The 11578-nt window shown below is 59.9% G+C and carries 14 protein-coding genes; 8 read left to right on the top strand and 6 right to left on the bottom strand.

The features are described 5' to 3' along the window. Positions 1 to 72 precede the first annotated feature (72 nt). The 5 genes from rimO (at position 73) to tsaA (ending at position 4043) form a co-directional block, all read left to right on the top strand. The gene (gene rimO, locus PF1751_RS05850) at positions 73 to 1413 is read left to right on the top strand and encodes a 30S ribosomal protein S12 methylthiotransferase RimO (protein ID WP_005785474.1); all 1341 of its coding nucleotides are present in this window, start codon (positions 73 to 75) and stop codon (positions 1411 to 1413) included. 97 nt (positions 1414 to 1510) lie between these two features. Continuing rightward, positions 1511 to 1981 (top strand): GNAT family N-acetyltransferase, encoded by a 471-nt coding sequence (locus tag PF1751_RS05845; RefSeq protein WP_021492456.1) that lies wholly within the window; start codon positions 1511 to 1513, stop codon positions 1979 to 1981. A 125-nt stretch (positions 1982 to 2106) separates the two neighbouring features. Further along, on the top strand, positions 2107 to 2817 hold the full coding sequence (locus tag PF1751_RS05840; protein WP_010212674.1) for an rRNA pseudouridine synthase: 711 nt from the start codon (positions 2107 to 2109) through the stop codon (positions 2815 to 2817). 65 nt (positions 2818 to 2882) lie between these two features. Continuing rightward, entirely contained in the window at positions 2883 to 3344 is a 462-nt protein-coding gene (locus PF1751_RS05835; protein WP_010212675.1) for a YehS family protein, read from the top strand. Positions 3345 to 3347: 3 nt separating this feature from the next. After that, complete coding sequence (gene tsaA / locus PF1751_RS05830) at positions 3348 to 4043, top strand: tRNA (N6-threonylcarbamoyladenosine(37)-N6)-methyltransferase TrmO (protein WP_010212676.1); 696 nt, start codon at positions 3348 to 3350, stop codon at positions 4041 to 4043. 147 nt (positions 4044 to 4190) lie between these two features. Here tsaA and fpr read toward each other — a convergent pair whose 3' ends face one another. Next, on the bottom strand, positions 4191 to 4970 hold the full coding sequence (gene fpr / locus PF1751_RS05825) for a ferredoxin-NADP reductase (protein ID WP_003189055.1): 780 nt from the start codon (positions 4968 to 4970) through the stop codon (positions 4191 to 4193). Between the two features lie 123 nt (positions 4971 to 5093). Here fpr and PF1751_RS05820 point away from each other — a divergent pair, with 123 nt between their 5' ends. Then, positions 5094 to 6020 carry a LysR family transcriptional regulator gene (locus PF1751_RS05820; protein WP_010212678.1) on the top strand — a complete coding sequence of 309 codons (927 nt, stop codon included), beginning with the start codon at positions 5094 to 5096 and terminating at the stop codon, positions 6018 to 6020. Positions 6021 to 6023: 3 nt separating this feature from the next. Here the strand turns inward: PF1751_RS05820 and PF1751_RS05815 are convergent, their stop codons facing one another. The 3 genes from PF1751_RS05815 to PF1751_RS05805 all read right to left on the bottom strand — a co-directional run bounded on the left by PF1751_RS05815 (position 6024) and on the right by PF1751_RS05805 (position 7970). After that, positions 6024 to 6386, bottom strand: a complete 363-nt coding sequence (locus PF1751_RS05815) for a diacylglycerol kinase (protein WP_003172176.1) — start codon at positions 6384 to 6386, stop codon at positions 6024 to 6026. Positions 6387 to 6461: 75 nt separating this feature from the next. Continuing rightward, on the bottom strand, positions 6462 to 7112 hold the full coding sequence (gene erdR / locus PF1751_RS05810; RefSeq protein ID WP_010212680.1) for a response regulator transcription factor ErdR: 651 nt from the start codon (positions 7110 to 7112) through the stop codon (positions 6462 to 6464). A 138-nt stretch (positions 7113 to 7250) separates the two neighbouring features. Next, positions 7251 to 7970, bottom strand: a complete 720-nt coding sequence (locus tag PF1751_RS05805) for a tRNA-uridine aminocarboxypropyltransferase (protein WP_042571731.1) — start codon at positions 7968 to 7970, stop codon at positions 7251 to 7253. Between the two features lie 179 nt (positions 7971 to 8149). Between PF1751_RS05805 and PF1751_RS05800 the strand changes: the two genes are divergently transcribed. Further along, positions 8150 to 8590, top strand: coding sequence for a PA3611 family quorum-sensing-regulated virulence factor (locus PF1751_RS05800; RefSeq protein WP_010212685.1), 441 nt, complete (start codon positions 8150 to 8152; stop codon positions 8588 to 8590). A gap of 276 nt (positions 8591 to 8866) precedes the next feature. After that, positions 8867 to 9979, top strand: a complete 1113-nt coding sequence (locus tag PF1751_RS05795) for an LOG family protein (RefSeq protein ID WP_010212688.1) — start codon at positions 8867 to 8869, stop codon at positions 9977 to 9979. A 61-nt stretch (positions 9980 to 10040) separates the two neighbouring features. Here the strand turns inward: PF1751_RS05795 and recX are convergent, their stop codons facing one another. Further along, positions 10041 to 10508, bottom strand: a complete 468-nt coding sequence (gene recX / locus PF1751_RS05790; protein WP_021492459.1) for a recombination regulator RecX — start codon at positions 10506 to 10508, stop codon at positions 10041 to 10043. Between the two features lie 8 nt (positions 10509 to 10516). Beyond that, positions 10517 to 11575 carry a recombinase RecA gene (recA, locus tag PF1751_RS05785; protein ID WP_003189042.1) on the bottom strand — a complete coding sequence of 353 codons (1059 nt, stop codon included), beginning with the start codon at positions 11573 to 11575 and terminating at the stop codon, positions 10517 to 10519. Positions 11576 to 11578: the final 3 nt, after the last annotated feature.

Here is an 11578-nt window from a genome sequence, read left to right as displayed (position 1 = left end):
GAGGCGCACCAAGCGCCCGTCCGCAGCCCTGTCGTGCCCGACTGGCGGCGTCATTCAATACCGAGGTTAGACATGTCCACCACCATCGCAAAGGCCAACCCCAAGGTTGGCTTTGTTTCCCTGGGTTGCCCGAAGGCTCTGGTCGACTCCGAGCGCATCCTCACGCAACTGCGTATGGAAGGCTATGACGTTGTGTCCACTTACCAGGACGCCGACGTGGTGGTGGTCAACACCTGCGGCTTTATCGATTCGGCCAAGGCGGAATCCCTGGAAGTGATCGGCGAAGCGATCAAGGAAAACGGCAAGGTCATCGTGACCGGCTGCATGGGCGTGGAAGAAGGCAATATCCGCAACGTGCACCCGAGCGTGCTGGCGGTGACCGGCCCGCAGCAGTACGAGCAGGTAGTCAACGCGGTGCACGACGTGGTGCCACCGCGCCAGGACCACAACCCGCTGATCGACCTGGTGCCGCCGCAGGGCATCAAGCTGACACCACGCCATTACGCATACCTGAAGATTTCCGAAGGCTGCAACCACAGCTGCAGCTTCTGCATCATTCCATCGATGCGCGGCAAGCTGGTCAGCCGCCCGGTCGGCGACGTACTGGACGAGGCCCAGCGCCTGGTCAAATCCGGCGTCAAAGAGCTGTTGGTGATCTCCCAGGACACCAGCGCCTACGGCGTCGACGTGAAATACCGCACCGGTTTCTGGAACGGCGCGCCGGTAAAAACCCGCATGACCGAACTGTGCGAAGCCCTCAGCAGCCTGGGTGTGTGGGTGCGCCTGCACTATGTCTACCCGTACCCGCATGTGGACGAGCTGATCCCGCTGATGGCCGCCGGCAAGATCCTGCCATACCTGGACATCCCGTTCCAGCACGCCAGCCCGAAAGTGCTCAAGGCCATGAAACGCCCGGCTTTCGAAGACAAGACCCTGGCGCGCATCAAGAACTGGCGCGAGATCTGCCCGGAACTGATCATCCGCTCGACGTTCATCGTCGGCTTCCCCGGCGAAACCGAGGAAGACTTCCAGTACCTGCTGGACTGGCTGACCGAGGCCCAACTGGACCGCGTCGGCTGCTTCCAGTATTCGCCGGTTGAAGGTGCCCCGGCCAACCTGCTGGACCTGGCCGTGGTGCCGGACGACGTCAAGCAGGACCGTTGGGAGCGTTTCATGGCGCACCAGCAGGCCATCAGCTCGGCGCGCCTGCAACTGCGCATCGGCAAGGAAATCGAAGTCCTGATCGACGAAGTCGATGAACAAGGCGCGGTTGGTCGTTGCTTCTTCGATGCACCGGAAATCGACGGTAACGTGTTTATCGACGACGCCAGCGGCCTGAAGCCGGGCGACAAGGTCTGGTGCACCGTGACCGATGCCGACGAATACGACCTGTGGGCTGAAAAGCGCGACTGATCGGTAACACTGTAAAAAGCCCTGCATCTGATCAAGATGTGGGGCTTTTTTAGGTCTATCGTTTGCCCATCGCCAATCATCGGCAGGGGCAGCAAGCATGCGTCGGCATTCGGTTATCCACACACCTAAATCCAGCGATTATCAAAAACTGACTGAAATCTGGGAGTCCTCGGTGCGGGCTACCCATGATTTCCTGCCGGACAGCTACATCGAGCTACTGAGGAACCTCGTGCTGACTCACTATCTGGACACGGTGATGCTGATTTGCACCAAAGACTCGCACCAACGCATCACCGGGTTTGCCGGCGTCGCCGCAGGCAAGGTCGAGATGCTGTTTATCGACCCGCAGCACCGTGGCCAGGGCCTTGGCCGGCAATTGCTGCGCTATGCGATCGAGCATATGAATGCCGACGAGCTGGAAGTGAACGAGCAGAATCCCCAGGCCTTGGGCTTCTACCTCAAACAGGGGTTCGAGGTGATCGGGCGCACGGAGCATGACGGCCTGGGCCAGCCCTATCCGTTGCTGCATATGCGTTTGCGCCAGCAGCAACACCTGCGCAGTGGCTGACGAACCGAGGCGATGCCATCGCAGGCAAGCCAGCGCCCACAAAAAGCGACGGCACTGAAATGGGGCCGGGATTAACCGGCGCCAGGCAGGTACAATAGCTGCCCCCTTTTGCTACGGCCCATGTCATGACTGACCCCATACGCCTCTCCAAACGCCTTATCGAACTGGTCGGTTGCTCCCGTCGGGAGGCTGAGCTGTTCATCGAAGGCGGCTGGGTCTCGGTGGACGGTGAAGTGATCGACGAACCACAGTTCAAGGTCACCACCCAGAAGGTCGCACTCGACCCGGACGCCAAGGCCACCGTGCCCGAGCCGGTGACCATCTTGCTGCACGCCCCGGCCGGCGTAGATGCCGAGACGGCCATGGCGTCGATCAGCGCCGAGACGCTCTCGGAGGAACACCGCTTCGGCAAGCGCCCGCTCAAGGGCCACTTCCTGCGCCTCACCGCCAGTGCCGACCTGCAAGCCAAGGCCAGCGGCCTGCTGGTGTTTACCCAGGACTGGAAGATTCTGCGCAAGTTGACCGCCGATGCCGCCAAGATCGAGCAGGAGTATGTGGTGGAAGTCGAAGGCGACATGGTTGCCCACGGCCTCAATCGCCTGAACCACGGCCTGACCTACAAAGGCAAGGAACTGCCGGCGGTCAAAGCCAGCTGGCAGAACGAAAACCGCCTGCGCTTCGCGATGAAAAACCCGCAGCCAGGCGTGATCGCGCTGTTCTGTGAAGCGGTTGGCCTCAAAGTCATCGCCATTCGTCGTATCCGCATCGGCGGCGTGTCCATCGGCAAGGTGCCGGTCGGCCAATGGCGTTACCTGTCCGGCAAAGAGAAGTTCTAAGCCGCCCTTTTTCCCGGCGCCGCCTGATGGGCGGCGCCCTCAGTTGAATACCAGGATTGCCCACCATGATTCACAACGACGTACTGCGCAGCGTGCGCTACATGCTCGACATCAGCGACAACAAGATGGTCGAGATCATCAAGCTCGGCGGCATGGACGTGACCAAGGACGACCTGCTGACCTACCTCAAGAAAGATGAGGAAGAAGGCTTCGTGTTCTGCCCGGATGAAGTCATGGCGCACTTCCTCGATGGCCTGGTGATCTTCAAGCGCGGCAAGGACGAAAGCCGTCCGCCACAGCCGATCGAAACCCCGGTGACCAATAACATCATCCTCAAGAAGCTGCGCGTGGCCTTCGAGCTGAAGGAAGACGACATGCACGCCATCCTCAAAGCCGCCGAGTTCCCGGTGTCCAAGCCTGAGCTGAGCGCGCTGTTCCGCAAGTTCGGCCACACCAACTATCGCCCATGCGGCGACCAGTTGCTGCGCAACTTCCTCAAGGGCCTGACCCTGCGGGTTCGCGCGTAAGCCATGAGTTACAACGTCTCGCCCGTCGGCTTCGTGCGCTCCTGCTTCAAGGAGAAGTTTGCCATCCCACGCCAACCGCAACTGGCACCGGCCGCCCGTGGCGTGCTGGAGCTGGTGGCGCCGTTCGACGGTGGCGAGGCAGTACAGGGCCTGGAGCAGGTCAGCCATGTGTGGTTGCTGTTCCTGTTCCACCAAGCTCTGGAAGACAAGCCCCGCCTGAAAGTGCGCCCGCCTCGCCTGGGTGGCAATACGTCCATGGGCGTGTTCGCCACCCGCGCCACGCACCGCCCGAATGGCATCGGCCAGTCAGTGGTGAAGCTGGACAAGGTGGAGCCGGGGCGGCTGTGGATCTCCGGGATTGATCTGCTCGATGGCACACCGGTGCTGGATATCAAGCCGTATGTGCCGTATGCCGACATCGTCGACACGGCCACCAACGACATCGCCAGCGGCGCGCCGCAGCTGATCCCCGTGCAGTGGCTGAAGACTGCCCTGCAACAGGCACAAGGCCATGCCCAGCGCCTTGGCGAGCCACTGGTGGAACTGATCGATCAGTGCCTGGCACAGGATCCACGGCCGGCGTACCAGACGCCAGGGCCAGAACGGGAATATGGCGCACAGTTCTGGGACGTGGATGTGCGTTGGCACTATCCCGAGGCTGGGGTGATTTGTGTGCTGGAAGTGCTTCCAGCGGGATAAACCCCGAAAACCAGTGTGGGAGCTGCTTTTTGTGGGAGCTGGCTTGCCTGCGATTGCATCACCTCGGTTTAACTAAAGACCGAGGCGTCTGCATCGCAGGCAAGCCTGCTCCCACACAAGCTGGCTCCCACATTTTTGGATCAGTGTTTATTTCTCGACGAACGCCCGCTCGATCAAGTAATCACCCGGCTCACGCATCCGTGGCGAAACTTTCAGGCCGAAGCTGTTCAACACTTCGCTGGTTTCGTCCAGCATGCTTGGGCTGCCACACAGCATCGCGCGGTCATCCTCGGGGTTGATCGGCGGCAGTCCGATGTCGCTGAACAGCTTGCCGCTGCGCATCAGGTCGGTCAGGCGCCCTTCGTTTTCGAACGGCTCGCGGGTCACGGTCGGGTAGTAGATCAACTTGTCGCGCAGGGCTTCGCCGAAGAACTCGTTCTGCGGCAGGTGCTCTGTGATGAATTCGCGATACGCGACTTCGTTGACGTAACGCACGCCGTGGCACAGGATCACTTTTTCAAAGCGCTCGTAGGTTTCCGGGTCCTGGATCACGCTCATGAAGGGAGCCAGGCCAGTGCCCGTGCTGAGCAGGTACAGGTGTTTGCCCGGCTTCAAATCGTCAAGCACCAGGGTGCCTGTCGGTTTTTTGCTGATGATGATCTCGTCGCCTTCCTTCAAGTGCTGCAATTGGGAAGTCAGCGGGCCATCCGGCACCTTGATGCTGAAGAACTCCAGATGCTCTTCCCAGTTCGGGCTGGCAATGGAGTAAGCGCGCATGAGCGGGCGGCCGTTGGGTTGTTGCAGGCCGATCATCACGAACTGACCGTTCTCGAAGCGCAGGCCCGGATCGCGGGTGCACTTGAAGCTGAACAGAGTGTCGTTCCAGTGATGAACACTGAGGACACGCTCGTGGTTCATGTTGCTCATGTACGGGGGACTCCTGGAAATGGGTCTGCGCCAAATGTAGTTGCGCAATTGCACAGCATTCTAATGGCGGCGACAATATCTGTTAACTGGATTATTAAGATAAGGGTTATCGGTTATATCGATATGCGATTTACTCTCCGTCAACTGCAAGTCTTCGTCGCCGTCGCCCAGCAGGAAAGCGTCTCGCGCGCTGCTGGCCTTCTGGCCTTATCTCAATCCGCCGCCAGCACCTCGATCACTGAGCTGGAGCGCCAATCCAGCTGCCAATTATTCGACCGCGCGGGTAAGCGCCTGAGCCTCAACGCGCTCGGTCATCAGCTTTTGCCCCAGGCGGTGGCGCTGCTGGACCAGGCCAAGGAGATCGAGGACTTGCTCAACGGCAAATCCGGCTTCGGTTCCTTGGCGGTCGGCGCCACCCTCACCATCGGCAATTACCTGGCGACCCTGTTGATTGGCAGCTTCATGCAGCAACATCCCGAGAGCCAGGTGAAGCTGCATGTGCAGAACACTGCCCATATCGTGCACCAGGTAGCGCACTACGAAATTGACCTGGGTCTAATAGAAGGCGACTGCAGCCACCCGGACATCGAGGTGCAAACCTGGGTGGAAGATGAACTGGTGGTGTTTTGCGCGCCGCAGCATCACCTGGCCAAGCGTGGCGTGGCGAGCATGGACGAGTTGACCCATGAGGCGTGGATCCTGCGGGAACAAGGCTCAGGCACACGCCTGACCTTTGACCAAGCCATGCGCCATCACCGTAGCGCGCTGAATATCCGCCTGGAGCTGGAGCATACCGAGGCGATCAAACGAGCGGTGGAGTCAGGGCTGGGGATTGGCTGCATTTCACGGCTGGCGCTGCGTGACGCGTTTCGCCGTGGCAGCCTGGTGCCGGTGGAAACCCCGGATCTCGACCTGGCCCGGCAGTTCTACTTCATTTGGCACAAACAGAAGTACCAGACCTCGGCGATGCGAGAATTCCTGGAGCTGTGCCGCGCCTTCACCGCTGGGGTGCAGCGCAGCGACGAGATCGTGCTGCCGAGCATTGCCTGAGGGTTAGATCAGGATCACGGCCCAGACCAGGGTGATCATGGTCAGCGCGACGAATTGGGCGGCGCTGCCCATGTCCTTGGCGTTTTTCGACAGCGGGTGTCGATCCAGGGAGATGCGGTCGATCGCCGCCTCCACCGCCGAATTGAGCAACTCGACGATCAACGCCAGCAGGCACACCGCGATGAGCAAGGCACGCTCGACCCGGCTGACATTCAGGAAAAAACTCAGCGGGATCAGGATGACGTTGAGCAACACCAACTGACGGAACGCCGCCTCGCCAGTGAATGCTGCGCGCAGGCCATCGAGGGAATACCCCCCTGCATTGAAGATACGTTTGATACCGGTTTGACCCTTGAAAGGCGACATAGACGTAGGCAACTGAACCAAAGGAGTGGGGAAACTAGATCACGCAAAGTCAAAAAAGCGTGAATCGGGGGCCGCTTAGTGCTGCGAAATTGACTCAAGTTGTTGCAAGAGCAGCGCCGCCTGGGTACGCGTTCGCACGCCCAACTTGCGGAAAATCGCCGTCACATGGGCCTTGATCGTCGCTTCCGACACGCTCAGCTCATAGGCAATCTGCTTGTTCAACAAGCCTTCGCAGACCATAGTCAGCACGCGGAACTGCTGCGGTGTCAGGCTGGCAAGACCATCACGGGCAGCCTTGGCTTCGTCGGACACGTTGATTTCTTCAAACGCTTGCGGCGGCCAGGACACATCGCCATCGAGCACGGTGCGCACGGCTTTCTGGATATCTTCCATCGCACTGGACTTGGGAATGAAACCACTGGCGCCAAACTCCTTGGAACGCACCACCACGTCGGCCTCTTCCTGGGCCGAGACCATCACCACGGGGATCTGAGGATATTGACCGCGTAACAGCACCAATCCCGAGAAACCGTAGGCGCCGGGCATGTTCAGGTCGAGCAGCACCAGGTCCCAGTCGGATTTTTCGGTGAGGCGGGCTTCCAGCTCGGCAATGCTGGCCACTTCGACCAGGCGTACGTCCGAACCAAGGCCCAAGGTCACGGCCTGGTGCAGTGCACTGCGAAACAGCGGGTGGTCATCGGCTATCAGGATTTCGTATGTGGCCATTGATTAAATGATCCTGTTTTCAGGGGTGCCCTGATCGGCGCCCAGCATGCCCAGCGAAGCCTGGAGGGTCAAGCGCTACGCCCGTGGGGATTTTAGCGGGTTGCGGGTTCGTGGTGCCATCATGCAAACGTCGACTGGTTATACCGTCGGAATATAGGGAGCAAGGCGCGCATGAACAGAGTCCGCCGGATCCAGCGGCATCTGGAACTTGGCGGCCAGGTAATGGGTGCTGAATACATCCAGGTAGGCGTCCAGGACTTCACTGGCTACCCGATCATCCGCCAATTCAAGACACAGAGCGGCGACTTCGGCGGTGCAGAAGTGGTCGTCGCGCTTGGAACGCCGCAACTTGTAGCGCGACAGCTGTTCCGGCGCCAGGCTGAGCACCGGCAAATGCTCCAGGTAGGGGCTTTTGCGGAACATTTTGCGCGCCTCACTCCAGGTGCCGTCCAGCAGGATGAACAGCGGGCGCTTGCTCTGTCCCACCTTCACTTCACTGACCACACGCTCCGGCGCGACGAATTCGCCGGGGAATACGATATAGGGCTGCCACTGCGGGTCAGCCAGCAAGGTCAGCAGGTCAGGATCGACCTCGGTGCGCGACCAGGCGAACGCCGTGGTGTCGTCGATCACATCGGCGATCAGCCAACCGGTATTGCTGGGTTTCATGGGTTCCACGTCATGCATCAGCAGGCACATCGCTGAGGTTGCGGCGATTTTGGGTCGCCAGGCACACAGGCAATACTCAGGAATGACCCGGCAGCCGGGGCAGCGCTCGGCACGCGAACCACGATTGAGGAACGGACGGACGGCACGGGCCAGGCGCTGGGTGCGCAGTCGGGAAACGGCGTGGCTCATTGGATGCGCCGGTGGAACGGGTAAATCGACACGGAGAAAACTCGTGGACGGCTGAAGTGGCGGCAGTTTACCAGCGATACGCCTGGCTGTAGTGGCCAGGGCTCACCTATAATTGCGCGCCACTGAACGCACAGCGCAGTGGCTGGTCTATGCACCAGTAACCGAATCAGGAGAGTTTCATGCTGCGTTCCATGCTGCGTCTTGTCGCCCCATCCGTCGCCCTCGCGCTGGTATTGCCCGTGTGCGCCCAGGCGGCCTCGCTGCTGGAGGCCCAAATGAACCGGAAGCTGCAAAGCGTTGCGGCTGAGAGCAACAAAGACCTGCCCCGGGAAATCGACGAAAAAACCCTGGAAGTGGCCTACACCGTTGAAGGCATGCAACTGATCGATCACCTGAGCGTCTTGCCTGATCGCGCCGAACAGATGCGCGCCAACCCCAAGGCTGTGTATTTCCAGCTCGGCCAGAGCGTATGCCTGAACAAGGGCTACCGCGAGCTGATGGCCAAGGGTGCGGTGATGCGTTACGAAATCACTGAGAACAAGACCAACCGTCCTGTGGCTTCAGTAAAGTTCGTGGAAGCGGATTGCCCGGCACCGGCTGCGGCAAAAAAGAAAAAGTAACGGCTTGACCTTCGCGCGCTACCGTCCGGTGGCGCGCACTCCCCCCGCTTCAAGTCCTACCAGGCAGCTAGACTCCCTACTGGGCGGCCAATAAGTGGTTGCCAGCCAAGGGTTTTCCGGCCCATGATCAAGTCATCCCGACCTTTCATTCACAGCGCTTTTCATGCTGTTCTGTAACATTTTCAGGGCAAAAGAAGGTTGCCTCCCTGCGGCAAACAGCGACACAAGCAGTGTCGTAGCCTCCGGCGAAGGTGCCCTGCAAGAAGGAGAAGTTGAATGCCTTACGAACCGAATGACCGCCTGCTCCGACATTTTGAACAACACGGTACCGACCTCACGCAGCAGGTCGACGCACAACTCCAGCTGATCGCCCCCAACAGCCCGAACATCCCCTTGTATCGCGACATGATCCTCACCGTGCTGCGCATGGCCCAGGACGACCGCAATCGCTGGAACGCCAAGATCACCTTGCAAGCCATCCGCGAACTGGACAATGCCTTCCGCGTACTCGAACAGTTCAAGGGTCGCCGCAAGGTGACGGTATTCGGCTCGGCTCGCACCCCGGTGGAAAGCCCGTTGTATGCACTGGCCCGGGAAGTCGGCGCGGCACTGGCGCGCTCGGACCTGATGGTGATCACCGGCGGTGGGGGCGGCATCATGGCCGCCGCCCACGAAGGCGCGGGCCTGGAACACAGCCTGGGATTCAACATTACCCTGCCGTTTGAACAACATGCCAACCCAACGATTGATGGCACTGAGAACCTGCTGTCCTTCCACTTCTTCTTTACCCGCAAGCTGTTCTTCGTCAAGGAAGCCGATGCCCTGGTGCTGTGCCCAGGCGGCTTCGGCACCCTGGATGAAGCACTGGAAGTGCTGACCCTGATTCAAACCGGCAAGAGCCCTCTGGTCCCGGTGGTGCTGCTGGACGCACCCGGTGGCGGGTTCTGGCAAGGCGCCCTGGACTTTATCCGCAGCCAGCTGGAAGCCAATCGCTACATCCTTCCCACTGACCTCAAGCTGATACGCCTGGTGTACAGCGCCGAAGAGGCGGTGGACGAGATCAACCAGTTTTATGCCAACTTCCACTCCACCCGCTGGCTGAAACGCGAGTTTGTGGTGCGCATGAACCACCCACTCAGTGAACGAGCATTGGCCCATTTACAGAGCGAGTTTGCCAGCCTGCGGCTGAGTGGAGAGTTCCAACAGCTGGCGTATACCGGCGAGGAACATGATGAACCGAGGTTCAGCCATTTGACGCGGCTGGTGTTCAACTTCAACGGGCGCGATCAGGGCCGGCTACGGGAGCTGGTGGACTACATCAACCTGCCGGAGAACTGGGCTCAGGCTCAGGGCAAGGCACAGCAACGGGTGGCGCCGGAGCCGGCGTGATTTTCTGAGGCAAAAAAAAGACCCACTATTTTCATAGTGGGTCTTTTGCTTGTTCAAGAGATCAGTCGTCCAAATCCCTGCCGCTCAATAATCGGCTGATCATCTCCATCGAAAACCCCCGATAGCTCAGGAATCGCCCCTGCTTCGCCCGTTCCTTGGCATCAATCGGTAGATGGCCAGAGAACTTGCGCCGCCAGGTGTCTTCCAACTGCGCCTGCCAGCTGATCCCGCACTCTCGCAGGGCAAGGTCGATATCGGCGCGTTGCAGGCCACGCTGGCTCAGCTCCTCGCGAATCCGCGCCGGGCCGTAGCCGGAGCGGGCTCGGTAGGAGACAAAGCTTTCGAGGTATCTGGATTCGGAAAGCAGTCCCTCTTCCGTCAGGCGGTCAAGGGCGGTTTCAATCATTTCGGGCTCCGCGCCGCGCTGACGCAGTTTACGCGTCAGCTCGACTCGACCATGCTCGCGGCGAGCGAGCAGGTCCATCGCAGTGCGCCGAACGGCGACGAGTGTATCCAGTACAACTGTCATCGCGTGCTTCAGATGTCAGTATCAGCTTCTTCCACTTCTTCAACCGGCTCGCGGTTGGCGGCAGCTTTCACGTCTGGAGCGGCGGTCAGCAGCTTGTCGCGAATCTGCTTTTCAAGTGTGGCAGCAATGTCCGGGTTGTCCGCCAGGAACTTGGCCGAGTTGGCCTTGCCTTGGCCGATCTTGCTGCCGTTGTAGGCATACCAGGCACCCGATTTCTCGACGAAACCGTGCAACACGCCCAGGTCGATCATCTCGCCGTTCAGGTAGATACCCTTGCCGTAGAGAATCTGGAACTCGGCCTGACGGAAAGGCGGAGCCACTTTGTTCTTCACGACTTTGACGCGGGTTTCGCTACCCACAACCTCGTCACCTTCTTTCACCGCGCCAGTACGGCGGATATCCAGACGGACCGAAGCGTAGAACTTCAGCGCGTTACCACCGGTGGTGGTTTCCGGGCTGCCGAACATCACGCCGATCTTCATACGGATCTGGTTGATGAAGATCACCAGGCAGTTGGCGTTCTTGATGTTACCGGTGATTTTACGCAGCGCCTGGGACATCAGACGGGCTTGCAGGCCCACGTGCATATCACCCATTTCGCCTTCGATTTCAGCCTTAGGCACCAGGGCAGCCACGGAGTCGACCACGATCACGTCGATGGCGTTGGAGCGCACCAGCATGTCGGTGATTTCCAGGGCTTGCTCACCGGTGTCTGGCTGGGAAACCAGCAGGTCGTCAACGTTGACGCCCAGTTTGCCGGCGTATTCAGGGTCCAGGGCGTGCTCGGCGTCGACGAACGCACAGGTGGCGCCCATTTTCTGCGCCTGGGCAATGACCGACAGGGTCAGGGTGGTTTTACCGGAAGATTCAGGACCGTAGATTTCAACGATACGGCCTTTTGGCAGGCCGCCAATGCCGAGCGCGATGTCCAGACCCAGAGAGCCAGTGGAAATAGCCGGGATCGCCTGACGGTCGTGATCGCCCATACGCATTACGGCACCCTTGCCGAATTGACGTTCGATCTGACCCAGGGCCGCAGCCAAGGCTTTCTTCTTGTTGTCGTCCATTAA

The sequence above is a fragment of the Pseudomonas simiae genome, from assembly GCF_000934565.1.
Lineage (GTDB): Bacteria > Pseudomonadota > Gammaproteobacteria > Pseudomonadales > Pseudomonadaceae > Aquipseudomonas > Aquipseudomonas simiae.
Note: the sequence above shows the minus strand (reverse complement) of the source record. Positions and strands in the feature narration are given on the sequence as shown.